The organism is Microbispora rosea, from assembly GCF_900156315.1.
In the GTDB taxonomy this organism is placed as follows: domain Bacteria; phylum Actinomycetota; class Actinomycetes; order Streptosporangiales; family Streptosporangiaceae; genus Microbispora; species Microbispora rosea.
Map to the genome: position 1 here is coordinate 63,450 of NZ_FTNI01000023.1, position 18,371 is coordinate 81,820.

The window sequence follows — 18,371 nt, forward strand, 5'->3', positions numbered from 1 at the left end:
GCGTCGTGAATATGTCGCCTCGTCGCTCGGTAGGCCGCCATGGACGCGCGTGCGGGTAGCCCCACGTCGAACGATCAGCCGGCGCTGATCGAGAGGGCACGGCGGATCTCGCTGCTACTCGCCCGCATCGGCCTGGGCACCGTCTTCATCGCGAACGGGTGGGAGAAGTTCGCGATGTCGGGCATCGGCGGCACGGCGGCATTCTTCAAATCTCAGGGCGTGCCCTTCCCGTGGGTGTCGGCCCTAGGGATCGCGACCTTGGAGCTGGCCGGAGGCATCGCACTGGTGCTCGGGCTGCTGCTGCCGGTGGTCGGCACGCTGCTCACGCTCGACATGCTGGGAGCGATCGTCTTCGTTCACGGCAGCAAGGGCTTCTTCATCGCCGACGACGGCGTCGAGTTCGTCCTGGGTCTCGCGGCGGCGAGCCTCGCCATCGCCTTCAGCGGAGGAGGCGCCCTCGCCGCCGACAACCTGTGGCAGGGGCGCAGGGCGAAGGTCATGGAACACACGTCCCGATGACGCCCGTATGACGTGCCGAGGCTTGACGACGCTCGGGCTCACCGGCACCACCGCATGCCTACGGAAAGGAAGGCGACGGCGTGACCGAGCCCGTCTACCACAGGACCACGCCTGAGATCGCGAAGTGGCGCAGGCGACTCGCCCCGGACATTCACGAGGCGTTCGACGACTTCGGCCGTGCCGTGTTCGCCGACGGTGCGCTGCCGGAGAAGACGAAGCAGCTGATCGCGGTGGCGGTCGCGCACGTCACGCAGTGCCCGTACTGCATAGACGGGCACACCCGTCTGGCCCGTCGCAAGGGGGCCAGTCCGGAGGAGATCATGGAGGCGATCTGGGTGGCCGCGGAGATGCGCGCCGGCGGCGCCTACGCGCACTCCACCCTTGCCCTGCACGCGATGCGCGAAGCCGCGCCGGACAAGGGTGGCTCCTCCGCCCGTTGAAGGGTCAGGAGGTGGCACGGGTGATGCGATCGGCGAAACGGGCGTAACGCGCCAGCTCGTCGCGTGTCGGTGCGACGATCAGCTCCCCGGCGACCTGTGCGATGCCGGCGCGCAGCGCCTTGGCGGCTCTGCGGGCCCTGCGCCGCCCTCCCGCCCAGGCGAACACCCGGCACAGCGCGGCGATCACCACCCCCGCCAGCGCGCCGCCCAGCAGGAGCACCGTCGGCCACGGCGCGCGGCCGACCGTGGGGGTGGGAAGCCCGGGCAGCATGAGATAGTCCAGCGCGAAGCGCACGAGAAGCCAGAGCGCGCCGGCGACCATCGCGGCGACGGTCAGCCACTGCGCCGTCCCCGCCACACGCCACCACCGAGGGGCGCCGGAGACGCGGCCCGAGGTCGCCGCCGCGACCGTGCGGTCCAGGGCGTCCGTCAGCTCCTCCGACCGCGACCGCGCCGCGTGCCGTACGGCCGTCGCCCACGGCTCGGGCACCGTGGCCGAGGCGGCGGCCCCGACGTCGCGCAGGGCGGTGTCCACGGCCGAGACCTCCACGGCGGTGGCCGCGGGCAGCGAGGAACGGGCGCCCTTGGCCAGGTGGAGACGGCGCAGCGGGTCGGGCCGCAGCCTGCGCAGCCAGCGCGTCACCGGCCAGCCCGTCGCGGCGATCGAGCGGTGCCGATGCGACTTCGCGACCGCCTCGACCACGGCGGGCACCCCCGCCGCCCGGGCCAGCGCCCGCGTCAGCGCCCTGCTCACGGCGACCTCCGGCACCGCGACCTGTCCCGGCGCGGGCGGCGCGCCGGCCGCCTCCGGCTCCCGCGCGGCCGGCAGGGCGCCCGGAGGCTGCGCGTCCAGCGAGAAGACGTCCGGGGGCTGCGCGTGTGGGGACGGGGTGTCCGGGGAGAGGGCGTCCGGAGGCCGGGTGCCGGCCCAGAGCGCGGCGGCGGCCGAGGCCACGTCGGCGGCGAGCCGGGACGACCATGCGCGGCGGCGGGAGACCTGCCGGTCGAGCAGCGCCCGCAGCTCGGGGACACCCTCGCCGGTGCGGGCGGAGACGCCGAGCACCGGCACCCCTTCGAGCCCGTCGGCCGCGAGCAGGCCGCGCAGGTCGTCGAGGCAGCGCTTGACCGACCGCTCCGGCAGCCGGTCCACCTGGTTGAGCACGACGACCATGACGTCGCGGTGCCGGGCGAGCGGGCGCAGGTAGCGCTCGTGCACGGCGGCGTCGGCGTACTTCTGCGGGTCGAGGACCCAGACCAGCAGGTCGACCGCGGCGACCAGGCGGTCGACCTCCCTGCGGTGGGACAGCTCGATGGAGTCGTGGTCGGGCAGATCGAGCAGGATCAGCCCCGACGCGTCGGCCTCGACCGTGTGACGCAGCGGGACGTCGAGCCAGTCGAGCAGCGGTCCCGAGCCGCCGGCGCCCCACAGGGCCGCCTGCGCCTTGGCCGTCGTCGGCCGGGTCACCCCCACCGTCGCCAGCTCGGTCCCGGAAAGGGCGTTGAACAGCGACGACTTGCCGCTCCCCGTCGCCCCGGCGAGGGCGACCGCGGTGTGCTCGACCGACAGGCCGCGCCGTACGCCGGCCCGGGCGACCACGGCGCGCGCGTGGTCCACGGCCTCCTGGCCGAGCCGGCCCTCCGCCAGGTCGCCGGCCTCCGCGAGCGCCTCCAGCCGGTCGTCCAGCGACACCTCCGTCTTCCTGCCCAGGAGCTTCACAGGAGGCCCCTCTCCTGCACGGCCTTGGCGGCCTCCCGCAGCCGGGCCGCCGTCTCCGGGGCCGGGCCCAGTCCCTCCACGAGGGAGATGAAGCGGGCGCGTTCCTCGTCGAGCAGCGCGCGGACGCGCCGCCGCAGGTCCTCGCGGGCCTCCTGGGTCAGCGTGCGCACGGCCTGGTCGCCGAAGACGGCTTCGAGCAGCTTCTGGCTGAGCACGCCGGTGCCACCGGCGATGCCCAGCTCGATGCCGGTGATCCCGCCGGTCGTGGAGAACACCGCCAGCATGATCAGCACGCCGAGACTGTTCACGCCGAACGACGCCGCCCGGGCGAGCGTGCGCCGGTCGGCGCCCTCGGAGCGGACGAGGTCGAGCACGTGCCCCTGCCAGGCGCGTACGGCCGCGCCGGCCCGGCCGGGCAGATCGGCGGACGCGCGGCCGAGCCGCCCGGAGACGGCGACACCCGACTTCTCCAGCAGGTCACGCCCGGCGGGAAGCGCCAGCCACGCCTCCACGGCCCGCTCCGCGGCGGCGTCGGCGGTGGCGCGGATCAGTGACTCCACCCCGCTCTCCAGCGCGATCCGCAGCTCCCTGTCGGGCGCAGGACGGCCCCGGAACGTGGCGACGAGGCGGTCGCGCAGCCAGCCGATGCGGGACTCCAGGGCCCGCATGAGGTCGCCGGTGCCGACGAAGTCCTGCCAGCGGGCCAGCACCTCGCCGCGCAGCAGCCTGCCGTCGCGCATCCCCTCGTCGAACGCCGACATCGCCACGTCGTACGCCCTGCTCGCGATGTCGCGCAGCTCGGCGATCCCTGCCCGCTGGCGCTCCACCCGGTCGGCCAGGTCGGGCACCCGGGTGCCGAGGCTGTCCAGTGCGCCGGTCAGAGTCCGCCGTACGACCTCGGCCCGCGCCTTGGCGTCCACGGTCAGATCGGCGAGCCAGGTCGCGATCGGCTGCACGACGTGGGCGGGCAGCCGGGCGCGCTCCGACGGCAGCTCCAGCTCGGGGACGGCGAACAGCGGTGTGCCGCCCAGGCCGTTCTCGTGCAGGAGCCGGGTCAGGTCGGCGGCCACGGGCTCGCGTGCCTCGGCCGGGACCCGCTGGAGGATCACCGCGAGCGCCGTGCTCCGCTCCCGGGCCAGGCGCAGGAAGCTCCACGGCACCTCGTCGGCGTACCGCGCGGCGGTCGTGACGAACAGCCACAGGTCGGCCGCGGCGAGCAGCTGCGCGGCCAGTTCGCGGTTGGCCGTCACGACCGAGTCGATGTCGGGGGCGTCGAGCAGCGCCAGCCCTGGAGGCAGCGCGTCCACGGGGGCGATCCGCAGGGTGCCCGGCTCGCCGCGTCCCGCGCAGGCCGCCCCGCCCGTCACCCTGGCCAGCCCGGGCAGGACGGTGGCGGAGGTGAACCAGGCGACGTCGGCGGGGCTGCACACCAGGGTCGGCGCGAGCGTGGTGGGCCGCAGCACCCCGGGCTCGGTCACGATCACACCGGCCAGCGAGTTGACCAGGGTGGACTTGCCCGCCCCCGTGGAGCCGCCGACCACGGCGAGCAGCGGCGCGTCGATGGCCGACAGGCGGGGCAGCAGGTAGTCGTCGAGCTGCCCGCGCAACTCTCCCAGGACGCGCCGGTCGGCCGCGGCGTCCCCGATTGCCAGGGGGAACAGGTCCTGATCGAGGTGACGCCGCAGGCTCTCCAGGGCGGCCCGCAGCCTGTCGTTCCCCGCCATACTTGCGACCTTCCCTGTGGAAGGCCGCCGAATCAGCCGCTCCGGCTAGCTCCGGGTGGCTCCGGCCGCTCTCGGGGGTCAGCCGGTGGGCGCGGCTGTGGGCGTCGGGAGCAGCACCTTGCACTTGTCGTACGCCTTGGCCACCTTGGGGTCCGCTGTGGCCAGGCCGCGTACGCGGCCGTCGGCGGGCAGTTCGGCGCCGTTGTCCTTCATGCAGGTGCGGAACGCCTGCATGGCCTGGGGGTCGGCGCCGCGCCGGCCGCCGAACCCGCCCCGGCCGCCTTGCGGCATCAGGGAACGGCACGCCTCGAACGCCTTGCTCATGGCGGGGTCCATCGACCGGAACCCGCCGAATCCGCCGCTGGGCCGCCCGCTCGGCCAGGCGCTGGGCCGTTCTTTCGGCCAGGTGCTGGGCCTGCCGCTCGGCCGTCCGTCCGGCCCCCGGGAAGGACGCCCGGTGGGCAGCGTGACGCCGTTCTTGCGCAGGCACTCGGTGAACGCGGCCCGGGGGTCGGCGCTCGAACCACCGCCGGCGGCGGCCTGCGTGGTGGTCGTGGCGGCGGTGTCGTCACCGCCGCCGCAGCCGGTCACCGTGAGGGCCAGGGCCGCCGCGGCGACGGCGATGGACAGGTATCGCAAGGGGGATCACCCTAGCCTTTCGTCGGAGCCTCTTGTCGAGGGGTCTCTCTTCGAGGAGGGCACGCGGGGAGGCGGACGCGGAACACCGCGCCGCGGCCGGGCTCGCTGTCGGCCGTGATGGTGCCGCCGTGGGCATGCACGAGAGCGGCGGCGATGGACAGCCCGAGCCCCGTGCCGCCGGAGTGCGACCGGCTGCGCGAGGGATCGGCGCGGTAGAACCTCTCGAAGACGCGCTCGGCGTCGCCGGGGCCCAGGCCGGGCCCGTCGTCGGCCACCTCGATCAGGGCCTGCGATCCGGACACGATCCCCACACCGACGCGGAACGCGGTGCCCGCGGGGGTGTGCCTCAGGGCGTTGCCGACGAGGTTGCCGACGACCTGGCGCAGCCGCGCCTCGTCGCCGAGCACCCGCACCGGTTCGTCCGAGTCGTCCAGCCGCAGCAGGTCGATCTCCCGGTCCGGCGCGAGGGTCTGCGCGTCGAGCACCGCCCCCGCCGCGAGGCTGAGCACGTCGACCGGGCGGCGTTCGAGGGGGCGCTGCTGGTCGAGCCGGGCGAGCAGCAGCAGGTCGTCCACCAGCAGGCCCATGCGTACGGCCTGGTCCTCGATGCGGCGCAGCAGCAGGACGGGGTCCTGCGAATTCTGCTGCCGGTACAGCTCGGCGAAGCCGCGGATCGAGGTGAGCGGGGTGCGCAGTTCGTGGGAGGCGTCGGCCATGAACCGGCGCATCCGCTCCTGCGACGCCTCCCGCTCCCGGAAGGCCGTCTCGATCTGGGCGAGCATGCCGTTGATCGACCGGCCGAGACGGCCCATCTCCGTGCGCCGGTGCCGGAGCGGGACGCGCCGTGACAGGTCGCCCGCCGCGATCGCCTCCGCCGTCCGTTCGATCTCCCCCAGCGGGCGCAGGCTGCGCCGTACAAGCCAGTAGCAGGCGACCCCGAGCGCGACGAGCACCGCCAGGCCGACCCCGAGGACGATCACCGCCAACCGGGAGACCGTGCCGTCGATGTCGGCCAGGCTGATGGCCGCGACGCGGAAGCGGGTGCCGTCCTCCTCGCGTACGGCGATCGCCCGCCACAGCGCTCCCGAAGGGTCCTCGACCGTGAACAGCCACTGCCTGCGGTCCTGCCGGGGGGTGGGCAGCGCGGGCAGCGGGTCGGCGTTCGGCGGCTCCTGGACGGTGCGGACGACGGTGCCGTCCCGGTCGAGCAGGACGATGTAGAACGAGCCGAACTGCCGCGGCGGCCGGAACGCGTTGCCCATGACCTGGGGCGGAGGCAGTTCCGTCGGGCGCCGGCCGACGGCCGTGAGCTGCGCGTCGACCCGGTCCACCAGGTAGCCCCGCAGGAGCTGTACGGCGAAGCCGCCGGTGAGCGCGATCGCGAGAGTCACGAGCAGCAGCGTCCCCGCCACGAGCCGCAGCCACAGCGGGGTCCTCGCGGCCCGCCGCCGCAGCTCGCGGATGCTCAGCAGGCGCAGCACACCGGCCATGCGCGGCAGCCGGGGCCACCGGCGGGCGCGCTCGGACTCACCGGCCGCAGCTCCGGCTTTCGCACCGGCCTCGGCGCCGGCGTCGCCGGCCGGCCTGCGGGCGTGGAGCAGGTCACTGACGCGGCGCACGGAGGACATAGCCCACGCCGCGGAGCGTGTGGATCAGTTTGGGCTCGGCGGTGTCGATCTTTCGCCGCAGATAGGAGACGTACGACTCGACGACGTTGTGGTCGCCGCCGAAGTCGTAGTGCCAGACGTGGTCGAGGATCTGCGCCTTCGACACCACCCGGCCCTGGTTGACCATGAAGTAGTGCAGCAGCTTGAACTCGGTGGGCGACAGCCGTACGGGGGCGCCCTCCCGCCAGACCTGGCGGGATTCCTCGTCGAGCTCCAGATCGCCGACGCGCAGCCGGGCGGGGGCGGCGTCGCCGCGTGTGCGCCGCAGCACGGCCCGGATCCGCGCGAGCAGCTCCTCCAGGCTGAACGGCTTGGTGACGTAGTCGTCGCCGCAGCCGAGCCCGATGATCTTGTCCTCGTTCGCGTCTCTGGCGGTGAGGAACAGCACAGGGATCCGCCGCCCGGAGGCGTGGAGCCGGTCGGAGACGGCGAAGCCGTCCAGATCAGGCAGCATGACGTCGAGCACGATCAGGTCGGGGCGCACCTTGCCGGCGATCTGGACCGCGTCGCGGCCGGAGGACGCGGTGATCACCTCGAACCCGGCGTAGCGCAGGCTCGCCGACAGCAACTCCCTGATGTCGGGCTCGTCGTCGACGACCAGCAGACGGCCTTCCCCGATCACGACCCCACCCTCCGGCCCGTGGCCGCGCCCTCGGTGACGGACGTCGCCGCCACCTGGCCCTCCGCGTCGGCGGTCCCCGCGACGGTGACGAAACTGCCCGGCTTGAGGTCGGAGACCTTCCCCGACCGGGTGACCCGCACCTTGGTGCCGCCCGAGGTCGTCACCGTGACCACGCCGCCGTTCACGGTCTGGACGTAGATCTTGTCGCCGTCGACCAGCTTGACCGTGCCGAAGGTCATGCCGCCGGGCCCCGCTCCTGCACCTGCCCCTGCGCCCGCTCCGCCGCCCGCACGCCCGGCGCCGCCGCCCGCGAAGCCGTCGGCCCCGCCCGCGCCCCGGGCGTACCCGCCGCCCGGTCCGCCACCTCCCGCGGCCTGACCGGCGCCCGCGAACGCACCGGCGCCGGGCGCGCGGGACGGGAACCGGCCCGCCGTGGAGCCGCCCAGGAGCTTCTGCACCTGGATGCCGAGGAGCAGCCCGGCCACGAGCAGGACGCCTCCGGCCAGGGCCAGCGTCAGCTTCGACCCGCCCGCCCGGGCGGGACGCGCCCCCAGCACCTCCTGGAGGTCGTCGTCGTACGGCGAGGTCTCCAGAAGCTCCTCGGTGTCGCTCCTGCTCACATCCATCTCCCTTCCATGGGTCCGGCCATCACTCGAAGCGGAGGGCTTCGATCGGCCGCAGCCCGGCGGCACGGTTGGCGGGATAACTGCCGAAGAACAGGCCGATCGCGACCGAGACGCCGAGCGCCAGCACGATCGACGTGGGGACGATCACCGGCTGCACGCCCGCGATGGTGAACTGGGCGCCGACCACGGCGATCAGCACACCCAGCAGGCCGCCGACGAGGCTGAGCATCGTCGCCTCGGCGAGGAACTGGCCGAGGATCGCGCCCTTGGGCGCGCCGATCGCCTTGCGGATGCCGATCTCCCTGGTCCGCTCGGTGACCGTGACGAGCATGATGTTGGTGATGCCGATGCCGCCGACGAGCAGGCTGATCGCGGCCACCGCGCCGAGCAGGACCGTGAACGTCCCGGTCGCCGCGCTGACCGTCTCCTGCAGGGTCGCCTGGTTGAGGATGCGATAGTCGGCGCTCGCCGAGCCGGTGATGCCGTGCCGCTGGTTGAGCACCTCGGTGACCTCGGTCTGCGCGGCGTCCACCGCCTCGGCGCTCTTGGCCTGGACGAGGATCTGTCCCAGCGGCCCGAATCCGGTCAGGCTCTGCTGCACGGCGGGCAGCGGGGCGATCGCCACGTCGTCGGCGTCCTGGAATCCGGACGAGCCGGCCTCCTTGAGCACTCCCACGACGGTGAACGGCACGCCCGACACGGTGATCTGCTTGCCGAGGGGATCGACCGTGCCGAACAGGTCGTCGGCCACCGTCTGCCCGATCACCACGACCTTGCGCGCGGCGAGCACGTCGTCGTTGTAGAAGTACGCGCCCTTGGCCACCGGCTTGTTGGACGTCTCGAAGTAGCTCGGGTAGGTGCCCACGAGCTGGCTGATCGCGTGGCTCGCCCCCTCGTACGTCGCGGTCTGGGACTGGGCCGTCACGACGGGCGAGACGCTCTTGACCGAGGGGGCGCTCGCCGGGTCGGCCAGCGCCCGCGCGTCCTCGACGGTCAGGTCCTTCGCCTGGGTGCGCGGGCCGCTGTTCTGCTGTCCGGCCTGGCCGCGGCCTCCCCCGCCGAAGGCGCGGGCGAACCCGCCGCCGGGGCCGCCCCCGCCACCCGAGGTGGAGGGCGTGATGGTCAGCGAGTTGGCCCCGAGCCGCTGGATGTTCTGCTGGATCTGCCGGGAGGACCCTTCGCCGATGGCGACCAGCAGGATCACTGCGGCGACGCCGATCAGGATGCCGAGCATGGTGAGCGCGCTGCGCATCTTGTTGGCGGACAGGCCGCGCAGGGCGAACCTCAGCACCTCCACCGCGTTCACGAGGCCACCCCCGCGAGCCGCGGGGGCAGCCCGCCGACCGGCGTGGTGCGCACGTCCTCCACGATCCGGCCGTCCATGAGGCGGACGACCCGTTTGGCGTGCGCGGCGACCTCCTCCTCGTGCGTGATGACGACCAGGGTCCGGCCGCTCGCACTGAGGCGGTCGAAGATGTTCATGACGTCCTCGCTGGACTTGCTGTCGAGAGCGCCCGTGGGCTCGTCGGCCAGCAGCAGGGTCGGCGCGGTGACGAGCGCGCGGGCCACCGCCACCCGCTGCTGCTGGCCTCCGGACAGCTCGTTGGGCTGGTGGTGGACGCGGTCGGCGAGCCCGACCCGGTCGAGCGCGGCCAGCGCCCTGCGGCGCCGCTCCGCGGCCTTGACCCCGCCGTACGCCAGGGGAAGCTCGACGTTGGTGAGCGCGCTCATCCGGGGGATGAGGTTGAAGGACTGGAAGACGAAGCCGAGTTTGCGGTTGCGGACGATCGCGAGCCGCCGTTCGTCGAGCCCGCCGACGTCGGTGCCGTCGAGGTGGTAGGTCCCGCCGGACGGGACGTCGAGGCAGCCGATGATGTTCATCAGCGTGGACTTGCCGGAGCCGGAAGCGCCCATGATCGCCACGTAGTCGCCGCGCTCCACCCTGAGCGACACGCCGCGTAGCGCGCGCACCGCGGTCTCGCCCTCGCCGTACACCTTGGTGACGTGGTCCAGATCGAGCACAGGGGGGTCGAGCACAGGGAGGCCGGAAGCAGGGCGGCCGGGAACAGCGCGGCCGGGCACCGGCGGCGGGCCGGCCCTCATCGGCTGCCTCCGCGGCCGCCGCCACCACCGCCGCCGCCACCGAAGCCGCGGCCGAACCCGCCTCCGCCGCCGGGGAACTGGATGCCGCCGCCTTCACCGGTCGTCGACGCCTGTGGCCGCACCACCTGGTCGCCCTCCTGGAGTCCCGACTTGATCTCGGTGGTGGTGTCGCCCTTCAGGCCGACCTCCACCCGCTTGACGACCTGCCTGCCGTTCTCCAGCACGGTCACCGTGGTCTGGCCGCCCGCCGTCGTGACCGCCGAGGAGGCCACCGTGAGCACGTCGTCGGCCTTACCCACGGCCACCTGGGCCGTGGCCGTCTGCCCGAGCCGTACGGTGGACGGCACGTCGGTCAGCGAGATCGTCACGGCGTACTGGACGACGTTGTTGTTCGTCTGCGGCTGCGGGTCGACCACCGTCACCTTGCCGGCGGCGGTGACTCCGGGGAGAGCGTCGAAGGACACGGTCGCCGCCTGGCCGACCTTGATCCTGCCGACGTCGGCCTCGGTGAAGTTCCCCACGATCCGCAGGTGGGCGGGGTCGGCGATCTCGATGAAGCCGCTGGACTTGCCGGTGCCGGCGGAGGCCGAGGAGCCGCTCTGCGACTGCCCCTGGCCGCCCTGGGAGGACCCGCCGGATCCGCCGGACGCGCCCGAGGAGCCGCCCACGGCCCCGTTGACCGCCGTGACGACCGCGGCGAAGGGCGCCTTGATCACCGTGCCCGCCAGAGCCCGCTTGGCCGATCGGTAGGCGTTCCTCGCGTTGATGTACTGCGAGTAGCCCGAGGCGGTCGAGGTGTCCGCCTCCTCGGCGGCGTCCAGGCTCGCCTGGGCCGCCTCCAGGCTCTCCCTGGCGGCCGTGTCGTCGATGCGCGCGAGCACCTGACCCTTCTTGACCTTGTCGCCGCTCTCGACCAGGACGGACTCGACGGTGCCGTTCGCGGCGAAATCGAGGGCGCGCGTCCTGGCGCTCTCGACGGAACCGGAGGCCGATACCGAGGCGAGCACGGTCCCGCGGGTCACCCGGGTCGTCAGCGGTGCGGCGCCGTTCCCGGAGGAGTCGCCTCCCACGGACGCCCAGGCCGCCGCGATCCCGCCGAGCAGCAGTACCACCAGGACACCGTTGATGATCAGTGTCCTGCGCTTCGTCGACAGCTTCACGACGTCGAACCATGGCAAACCCCGCTTCGGGCAACCTAGGCCGATGCTGAGGGTTTGCTGACAGTCCTCGTCAGGACCCGCATTTACAGACAACTCTCAGGTACGGCCAAGCCACCGGTCACGTGACGTCAGCAGGATGTCCGCCATGAGATCGAGCACTCCCCTCAGCGTCGGAGGGCTCGCGCTGGCGGGGATCGTCATCGCGAGCGTCGCCGTGATCTCCGCCACCGGCGGCGACACCTCCGTGGCCGACCGGATAGCGCTCGCCTCGGTCAAGCGGGGCACGGTCGCGTCGTACGTGTCGGCCGCCGGCAACACGATCGACACCGGAGTGCGCGATCTCGCGTTCGGAGCGGAGGGCACGGTCGAGAAGATCTACGTCAAGGTGGGCCAGAAGGTCCGCCGCGGCAAGGTCCTCGCCCGGATCGACGACACCATCGCCACGGAGAACTACGAGGCCGCGAAGGCCGCCCTCGCCGCCGCCAAGGAGACCCTCGACGACGTCCAGAACGGCACCGCCGCCGGGAGCGGAGCCGCGGCCCCGAGCGCGGGTGGCTCCGGAGCCCGCACCTCCGGCGGCTCAGGCGGCGGAACCAGCGGCGGCTCAGGCGGCGGCTCCGGCGCGGGCGCGTCCACCGGCGGCATGGCCCGGAACCCCGGCGGCACGACGGGCGCGGGGGCGGGAAACGCGAATGGGGCCAGAGGCGTCTCCGGAGCGGGGAACGCGGGCGGCTCCGGCGGCGGCTCCGGCTCGGGCCACGCGGGCGGGATTGGCGGCGGCGGCCCTGTCTCGTGCCCGACCCCCTCCGTCCGGCCTTCCGGACAGGGGTCCACGCGCCCCTCCTCGCAGCCCTCGTCGCGGCCTTCCCCGACCGCCCGGCCTTCGAATTGGCCGGCGGACGCCGCGGTGAACAAGGGCGCGAGCGCAGCGAGCATCGCGCTCGTGGCGTACCGGGGTGGTGCCCACGGCGGCTCCACACCCCAGCCCAGTCCGGCCCCGACGGCCACGGCACGCCCGCACCCGCATCCGTCCAAGACGCACCGTCCGGCCCCCACGGACGGCGCGAGCGCGCCGAACCCCGAGGTGAGCGTCTCGATCCCGCCCACACCACCGGCGCCGCAGCCGTCCGCCACGCCGAGCCCCTCCTCCAGCGGTTCCTCCGCCTGCGCACCCGGCCAGGGCGGCCACGGACAGAACCAGGGACAGAACTCTCAGGGACAGCCCGGGCAGGGGCAGGGCGGCGGCGCGCAGGGACGTGCAGGGTTCGGCGGCGCGCAGGGACGTGCGGGCTTCGGCGGGGGCCAGGCGGGTCAGGGCGCTCAGGGCCGCCAGGGGGGCCAGGGAGGCGGCGCCCGGCTCACCGAGGCACAGGCCGAGGCGCAGGTCAGCCAGGCGACGACCGAACTGGCCGAGGCCAAGGAGGCGCTCGACGGTGTGAGGATCAAGGCTCCGGCGGACGGCACGATCCTGTCCGTCGCAGGGACCGCCGGCTCCCGCTACACGTCGGGCACGTTCATCACCCTCGGCGACCTCGACGACCTGCAGGTGCAGGCGATGTTCACCGAGTCGGACATCCGCTTCCTCAAAGTCGGTCAGGCGGCCACCGTGACGCTGCCCGCACAACCGGGGCAGGAGTATCCGGGAACGGTCGCCCACATCGACCCGACCGCGACCACCAGCAACCGCCTGGTGCGTTACGGCGTGACGATCGTCCTGAACAAACGCCCCGCCCGGCTGCTGCTGGGCCAGAGCGCCACCGTGCGGGTGACGACCGGCGAGGCGGCCGACGCGCTCTACGTCCCCTCCCAGGCCGTACGCGCCCAGGGCGACGGCACGGCCGTGGTCACGGTGGCCGACGGAGGGACCCGGTCCCGGCGGACGGTCCAGGTCGGCGTACGCGGCGACAGTTACGTGGAGATCACCGGCGGCCTCTCGGAAGGCGACCAGGTCGTGCTGCCCGGCGCCTCCACCGCCTTCCCCGACGAAGGCTTCCCCGCCGCCCGCTGACCCCTCGGCAGCCCATATGCCGTCCAGCACGGTCACCGCGCAACTGCCGAGCAAAGACGAGGTCACATGTTTTCCGGGCGAGTTGACACTGTCCTCGCTCTCGTATAAAGAAATCACTGCTCCCCGCCGTCCGGGCATCGCCCGGACTGGCGGGGATTATTCGTTGCGGGGCAAAGTGACAGATCGCCTCATTCTGTTCATCGACTATCAGAACGTCTACAAGGGCGCCCGCAGCTGCTTCTACTCACAATTGCATCCTCCCCACACAGCCGGGCAGGTATCCCCGCTTGCGCTTGGACAACATCTAGTCCGCAGCAGCCCCTACGACCGCGAACTGGCTCAGGTAAGGGTCTATCGCGGCAGGCCCGACTCGACCAAGGATCCCAAGGGTTACGGAGCCTGCACACGGCAAGTCGCCGCGTGGGAACGCAGCGATCGGGTGGTGACCGCCCTCCGCACCCTTCGCTATCCGTACGGATGGCCCGAGCGTTCCGGCGAAAAGCCGCAGGAGAAGGGTATTGACGTCGCGCTGGCAGTCGACTTCGTGCGGCTGGCATCGAGAAGGAGTACGACGTCGGGATCTTGATGTCGACCGATACCGACCTCAAGCCAGCCCTGGAAGTAGTTGCTTCATTACGGTCATCAGGGGGCCCGCGTGTCGAGGTAGCGGCCTGGAGCGGAGACAACATGCACAACAGGCGCTTGTCGATCTCTGGCATGAACCTTTGGTGTCACTGGCTGAACGCTGAGTCTTACGACCAGGTCAAGGACCCCACCAACTACACCCTGGACTGATCGCGGGACCGCCGGCAGCGCATGCCCCGCCGAACCCAGTGCGGCGACGATGCGTCGGATCACCAAGTGCGGGAGGCTGTCACCGGCGGGCGAAGGGGACTTCGTAGACGGGCGGTCCGCCCAGCATTGCCACCAGATCGTCCTCGGTGACGTCGAGGTCGAAGGCGCGGCCCGCCTGGCGGGGGTCCCAGCCTTGGCCCAGAGCCATCCGGACGGCCTCCGCCACGAGCGCCGGCCGTACGGCCATCGTTCGCTCTCCCACCCAGACATCCGGTAGGGAGAAGGGGAGCGACACGAGGAGAACCAGGCCGGGCCCTTCCGCGAGCTCGATCGCAAAGGACAGTGACCCCTCGCCGATCGCTTGCCCATATGTGGGCTTGCGGCGGATCCGCCACCGGTAGGCGACGCCGTCGACCGTGATGAGCCGTGAACCCTTCCGGGGAATCGCCATGCGCACCTCCCGCCCCCCAAGCTCCACCGCCGAGGGCGCGTGCGTCAAACGGAAAACAGCGGTCAGGTGCGGGTTTCCGGGGCGAGGGGGAGGATGACCCGGAAGGTGGCGCCGGCGCCGGGGGCCGTCTTCACGCCGACCTCGCCGCCGTGGGCCCGGACGAGGGACTCCACGATCGCGAGCCCGAGGCCGCTGCCGCCGGCCGGCCTCGTACGGGAGGGGTCGGCACGGTAGAACCGCTCGAAGACCCGGGCCGCCTGCTCGGGTGTGAGACCGGGCCCCTTGTCGGCCACCTCGATGAACGCCGCGCCGTCCAGGCTGCCGGCACGCACGGTGATCGGCGTTCCCTCGGGCGTGTGGATCGTGGCGTTGCTCATCAGGTTGCCCAGGACCTGCCTCAGCCGCACCTCGTCTCCCGAGACGATCAGCGCCACGTCCCCCTCGACCACCAGCGACACGTCGCGGTCGGGACAGAGGGTCCTGGCGTCGTGCACCGCGTCGGCCGCCAGGGCCAGCAGGTCCACGGGCTGCGTACGCAGCGGGCGCTGCTGGTCGAGCCGGGCGAGCAGCAGGAGGTCGTCCACCAGCAGGCCCATGCGGGCCGCCTCGCTCTCGATGCGCGACAGCAGGCGCGTGGCGTCGGCGTCCGGCACCTGCCGGTGGAACTCGGCGAAGCCCCTGATCGAGGTGAGCGGCGTACGCAGTTCGTGCGAGGCGTCGGCCACGAAGCGGCGCATGCGCGCCTCCGACTCCCTGGCCGCGGCCTCGGACGCCGCCCGGGCCTCGAACGCCGCCTCGATCTGGGCGAGCATGCCGTTCAGCGAACGGGCGAGCCGCCCGACTTCGGTGCGCGGGTCGCGGTCGGGGACCCGGCTGCCGAGGTTCCCCCGGGCGATGGCCTCCGCGGTCGCCTCGATTTCCGCCAGGGGCCGCAGGCTGCGCCGTACGATCACGACGCCGACGACGGCGAGCAGGACCATCAGGGCGCCGCCGACCAGCGCCTCGATGAGAGCGAGCCGGCCGGTGATCTGCCCGACCGAGGCCATGTCCACCGCGACGACGACCGTGCCGAAGCCCTCCACGGGCACCACCCGGGCCCGCCACTTTCCGTCACCCGACAGCGCCGGCACCGTCACGGGGGCGCGGGAGGTCACGGCGCCGGGCCCCGGCAGGGACTCCACGCTTACGCCCGCCTGCGCGAGCAACGTCCTGCCGGCGCCGTCGCGGATCTCGACCCGGCCCTCGGGCAGCACCCTGAGCTGCGGGAACGCCCCCGGGCCCCGGTCGAGCCGTCTTTCCGCCTCGTGTGCCAGCACGGCGACCTTCCAGTCGACCCGGGTGACCAGGTAGTCGCGCAGCACCGAGACGCTGCCCACGCCGATGACCGCGAGGGCGACCGCGACCAGCGCGAGCATGGCCGCGCTGAGCCGGATCCGCAGCGGCGTGCGCCCCGACACGGCTCAGGCGCCGCTGGGTGGTGTCCGCATGACGTAGCCGACGCCGCGCAGCGTGTGGATGAGCCGGGGGTGACGCCGGGAGTGGGCGTTGTCGAGCTTGCGGCGCAACACCGAGACGTACGACTCGACGATCCCGGCGTCGCCGCGGAAGTCGTAGTCCCACACGTGGTCGAGGATCTGGGCCTTGGACAGCACCCGGCCGGCGTTGCACATGAAATAACGCAGCAGCTTGAACTCCGTCGGCGACAGGGGTACGGCCCGGCCGCCGCGCCAGACCTCGTGGGACTCCTCGTCCAGTTCGATGTCGGCGAAGGTCAGCCGCGGCGGGGTGATCATCGGGTCTCCGGCGGTGCGGCGCAGCACGGCCCGGATCCGGGCGACGACCTCCTCGAGGCTGAACGGCTTGGTCACGTAGTCGTCGCCGCCGAGCGTCAGGCCCCGGATCTTGTCCTCGGTGGCGTCCCGCGCGGTGAGGAAGACCACAGGGGTGAGGGTTCCACCGCTGCGCAGCCTGCGCAGGATGTCGAACCCGTCCATGTCGGGCAGCATGACGTCGAGCACGATCAGGTCCGGCCGGTGCCGCTGAGCCGCGGCCACCGCTTCGCCGCCGTTGGATGCGGTGTGGACCTCGAATCCGGCATACCGCAGGCTGGCCGCGAGCAGCTCGAGGATGTTCGGCTCGTCCTCGACGATCAGCAGCCGGGCTTCGGGAGATTCAACGACCATGGCGGCAGCACTCTAGACCTAGAAAGTTAAGGGAACCGTTAAAGCGATGTGCCGCGCGATCGCCAGGCTGCTCGTCGCCGCAGGCGAGGGCGCGTTCCGCACCAGCACGATCCGCCCGCGGACGTCGATGACGAAGTCGTCGAGCAGCCTGCCGTCCCGCGCCACGGCCTGGGCCCGCACGCCGCCCTGGGCGCGTACGAGGTCGGCCGGGGCCAGCTCGGGCACATACCGCCGGGCGGCGGCCACGAAGGCCCGCTTGACCAGCGAGCCGTAGACCTCACGCAGGCCGGTGCGCCAGTGCTCGGCCGCCATGCGCCGGGCGCCCGGCCAGGCGACGATCCGCCGCAGGTCGCGCAGCGACGCCGACCGCCAGGAGTAGCCCTCCAGGGCGAGCGCGGGCACGGCGTTGGGCCCGACCAGCACCTCCCCGTCGATCCTGCGGGTCAGGTGAACGCCGAGGAAGGGGTAGCGGGGGTCGGGCACGGGATAGATGAGCCCTTTCACCAGGCCGCGTGCCGGGCCGGCGAGCCGGTAGTACTCACCGCGGAACGGGACGATCCGCACGTCGCCCCCGGCTCGCGCCAGGTCCGCCACGTGGTCGGTGCCGAGGCCGGCGCAGGAGACCAGCCGGTCGAAGGTGAGCCTCTCCGGCCCGGCCGCCACCGCCACGCCGTCGGTGGTCTGCCTGATCGCGCGCACGGGACGCGAGAGCCGTACGGACCCGCCGGCCTCGGCCAGGTCGGCGGCGAGGCGGCGCGCGACGGCGGAGAAGTCGGTGATCGCGGTGTGCGGTGAGTGGACGGCGGCGACCCCGACCGCGTGCGGCTCCACCTCCCGCAGGCCGATCGCGTCGAGCTCGGCGATGCCGGGCACGCCGTTCTCCCTGGCCCGCTCGGCGATGCGGCGCAGTCCGGGCAGTTCGGCCCGGGTGGAGGCCACGACGAGCTTGCCCGCCTCGTCGTACGGCAGGCCGTGCTCGGCGCAGTACTCGCGCAGCATGGCGGCGCCCTCCCGGCACAGGGTCGCCTTGAGCGAGCCGGGCTGGTAGTAGATCCCGGCGTGCACGACCCCGCTGTTGTGCCCGGTCTGGTGGGCGGCGATCCGGGACTCCTTCTCCAGGACGGTCACCTCGGCACCCGCCCGCGCCATCTGCCGGGCCACGGCCAGACCGAGGATCCCGGCGCCGACGATCCCGATCCTCATGTCCGCGTGGTTGTCGACAGCATGCCGGACATTGTCTCAGCCGGAGCCGCTCCACGGTGATCGAACCTGTGTTCGGTACGATGGCGGCGTGTACGTGCCACCCGGCTGGCCACCGGAGGTGCGCCCTCCTGGCAGCCCCGACTGGGAGGTCTCGGCCGTGTCGTGGCTGCTCGACGCGGTGCCCCCCGACTACCGCGCGTACGGCGTGCTGCGCCGGCACCCGCTCGCGCTCGCCCGGATGGCCCGCCAGCAGGTGGCGGCCTCGATCCAGGCGGCCAGGGAGGGATACCGGGGGGCGGCGGTGGACCTGAAGGAGCATCTGCCCCCGCACGCGATCGAGGCCGTCCTGGACGCCTACCGCCAGGAAGGCCCCCGGCTCGTACGGCTGGCCGAGTCGGTCGCGCTCGTGGAACGGGCCCTGCGCGGCGAGCACTTCCTCCCTCGCCTGCGACCACGCTCTTAAATCCGGACATATGGGGCATATCACTCATAAAGAGGGAATCGGGGGTTAGCC

Annotated in this window: 18 protein-coding genes; 5 read left to right on the forward strand and 13 right to left on the reverse strand. The window is 72.9% G+C overall.

Annotated elements, in window-relative coordinates; translation table 11 throughout:
- Positions 1–39 precede the first annotated feature (39 nt).
- Together BXA11_RS28305 and BXA11_RS28310 are read left to right on the forward strand one after the other, a co-directional pair.
- The gene (locus BXA11_RS28305) at positions 40–519 is read left to right on the forward strand and encodes a DoxX family protein (protein ID WP_076439431.1); all 480 of its coding nucleotides are present in this window, start codon (positions 40–42) and stop codon (positions 517–519) included.
- Between the two features lie 80 nt (positions 520–599).
- Positions 600–959 (forward strand): carboxymuconolactone decarboxylase family protein, encoded by a 360-nt coding sequence (locus BXA11_RS28310; RefSeq protein ID WP_076439433.1) that lies wholly within the window; start codon positions 600–602, stop codon positions 957–959.
- 4 nt (positions 960–963) lie between these two features.
- On the opposite strand, the gene BXA11_RS28315 is transcribed toward BXA11_RS28310, so the two are convergent.
- The 9 genes from BXA11_RS28315 to BXA11_RS28355 all read right to left on the reverse strand — a co-directional run bounded on the left by BXA11_RS28315 (position 964) and on the right by BXA11_RS28355 (position 11,217).
- Positions 964–2,676 carry a YfjP family GTPase gene (locus BXA11_RS28315; RefSeq protein ID WP_204053908.1) on the reverse strand — a complete coding sequence of 571 codons (1,713 nt, stop codon included), beginning with the start codon at positions 2,674–2,676 and terminating at the stop codon, positions 964–966.
- Positions 2,673–4,400: an ABC transporter gene (locus tag BXA11_RS28320; RefSeq protein WP_076439435.1), complete on the reverse strand. Its 1,728-nt coding sequence runs from the start codon at positions 4,398–4,400 to the stop codon at positions 2,673–2,675. The genes BXA11_RS28315 and BXA11_RS28320 overlap by 4 nt, the downstream gene beginning before the upstream one ends.
- Positions 4,401–4,478: 78 nt before the next feature.
- Entirely contained in the window at positions 4,479–5,039 is a 561-nt protein-coding gene (locus tag BXA11_RS28325) for a hypothetical protein (RefSeq protein WP_076439437.1), read from the reverse strand.
- A gap of 11 nt (positions 5,040–5,050) precedes the next feature.
- Positions 5,051–6,658 carry a sensor histidine kinase gene (locus BXA11_RS28330; RefSeq protein ID WP_239105183.1) on the reverse strand — a complete coding sequence of 536 codons (1,608 nt, stop codon included), beginning with the start codon at positions 6,656–6,658 and terminating at the stop codon, positions 5,051–5,053.
- Entirely contained in the window at positions 6,642–7,328 is a 687-nt protein-coding gene (locus tag BXA11_RS28335; protein WP_076439439.1) for a response regulator transcription factor, read from the reverse strand. The genes BXA11_RS28330 and BXA11_RS28335 overlap by 17 nt, the downstream gene beginning before the upstream one ends.
- Entirely contained in the window at positions 7,325–7,948 is a 624-nt protein-coding gene (locus BXA11_RS43335; protein WP_159454849.1) for a hypothetical protein, read from the reverse strand. The genes BXA11_RS28335 and BXA11_RS43335 overlap by 4 nt, the downstream gene beginning before the upstream one ends.
- Before the next feature lie 28 nt (positions 7,949–7,976).
- A complete protein-coding gene (locus BXA11_RS28345) occupies positions 7,977–9,260 on the reverse strand; it encodes an ABC transporter permease (RefSeq protein ID WP_076439443.1) in 1,284 nt (427 codons plus the stop codon).
- The gene (locus BXA11_RS28350) at positions 9,257–9,991 is read right to left on the reverse strand and encodes an ABC transporter ATP-binding protein (protein WP_030509151.1); all 735 of its coding nucleotides are present in this window, start codon (positions 9,989–9,991) and stop codon (positions 9,257–9,259) included. Before BXA11_RS28350 ends, BXA11_RS28345 begins: the two co-directional genes overlap by 4 nt.
- 62 nt (positions 9,992–10,053) lie before the next feature.
- Entirely contained in the window at positions 10,054–11,217 is a 1,164-nt protein-coding gene (locus tag BXA11_RS28355; protein ID WP_076439545.1) for an efflux RND transporter periplasmic adaptor subunit, read from the reverse strand.
- 145 nt (positions 11,218–11,362) lie between these two features.
- Here BXA11_RS28355 and BXA11_RS28360 point away from each other — a divergent pair, with 145 nt between their 5' ends.
- On the forward strand, positions 11,363–13,225 hold the full coding sequence (locus tag BXA11_RS28360; protein WP_076439446.1) for an efflux RND transporter periplasmic adaptor subunit: 1,863 nt from the start codon (positions 11,363–11,365) through the stop codon (positions 13,223–13,225).
- Positions 13,226–13,241: 16 nt separating this feature from the next.
- Positions 13,242–13,811: a PIN domain-containing protein gene (locus BXA11_RS44040; RefSeq protein ID WP_204053909.1), complete on the forward strand. Its 570-nt coding sequence runs from the start codon at positions 13,242–13,244 to the stop codon at positions 13,809–13,811.
- 288 nt (positions 13,812–14,099) lie between these two features.
- On the opposite strand, the gene BXA11_RS28370 is transcribed toward BXA11_RS44040, so the two are convergent.
- The 4 genes from BXA11_RS28370 to lhgO all read right to left on the reverse strand — a co-directional run bounded on the left by BXA11_RS28370 (position 14,100) and on the right by lhgO (position 17,857).
- A complete protein-coding gene (locus BXA11_RS28370) occupies positions 14,100–14,471 on the reverse strand; it encodes a hypothetical protein (protein ID WP_076439547.1) in 372 nt (123 codons plus the stop codon).
- Positions 14,472–14,533: 62 nt separating this feature from the next.
- Complete coding sequence (locus BXA11_RS28375; RefSeq protein WP_275409738.1) at positions 14,534–15,928, reverse strand: sensor histidine kinase; 1,395 nt, start codon at positions 15,926–15,928, stop codon at positions 14,534–14,536.
- A 3-nt stretch (positions 15,929–15,931) separates the two neighbouring features.
- A complete protein-coding gene (locus BXA11_RS28380) occupies positions 15,932–16,654 on the reverse strand; it encodes a response regulator transcription factor (RefSeq protein ID WP_030509157.1) in 723 nt (240 codons plus the stop codon).
- Between the two features lie 18 nt (positions 16,655–16,672).
- Positions 16,673–17,857, reverse strand: a complete 1,185-nt coding sequence (gene lhgO / locus BXA11_RS28385) for an L-2-hydroxyglutarate oxidase (RefSeq protein WP_076439447.1) — start codon at positions 17,855–17,857, stop codon at positions 16,673–16,675.
- Between the two features lie 88 nt (positions 17,858–17,945).
- On the opposite strand from lhgO, the gene BXA11_RS28390 reads away from it, so the two are divergent.
- A complete protein-coding gene (locus BXA11_RS28390) occupies positions 17,946–18,320 on the forward strand; it encodes a hypothetical protein (protein ID WP_030509159.1) in 375 nt (124 codons plus the stop codon).
- Positions 18,321–18,371: the final 51 nt, after the last annotated feature.

Excerpts from the sequence above, each read along its gene's own strand:
- BXA11_RS28305 (WP_076439431.1), top strand. The coding sequence starts at position 40 with ATGGACGCGCGTGCGGGTAGCCCCACGTCGAACGATCAGCCGGCGCTG.
- BXA11_RS28320 (WP_076439435.1), bottom strand. The coding sequence starts at position 4,400 with ATGGCGGGGAACGACAGGCTGCGGGCCGCCCTGGAGAGCCTGCGGCGT.
- BXA11_RS28360 (WP_076439446.1), top strand. The coding sequence starts at position 11,363 with ATGAGATCGAGCACTCCCCTCAGCGTCGGAGGGCTCGCGCTGGCGGGG.
- BXA11_RS44040 (WP_204053909.1), top strand. The coding sequence starts at position 13,242 with ATGCCGTCCAGCACGGTCACCGCGCAACTGCCGAGCAAAGACGAGGTC.
- BXA11_RS28370 (WP_076439547.1), bottom strand. The coding sequence starts at position 14,471 with ATGGCGATTCCCCGGAAGGGTTCACGGCTCATCACGGTCGACGGCGTC.
- BXA11_RS28380 (WP_030509157.1), bottom strand. The coding sequence starts at position 16,654 with ATGGTCGTTGAATCTCCCGAAGCCCGGCTGCTGATCGTCGAGGACGAG.
- lhgO (WP_076439447.1), bottom strand. The coding sequence starts at position 17,857 with ATGAGGATCGGGATCGTCGGCGCCGGGATCCTCGGTCTGGCCGTGGCC.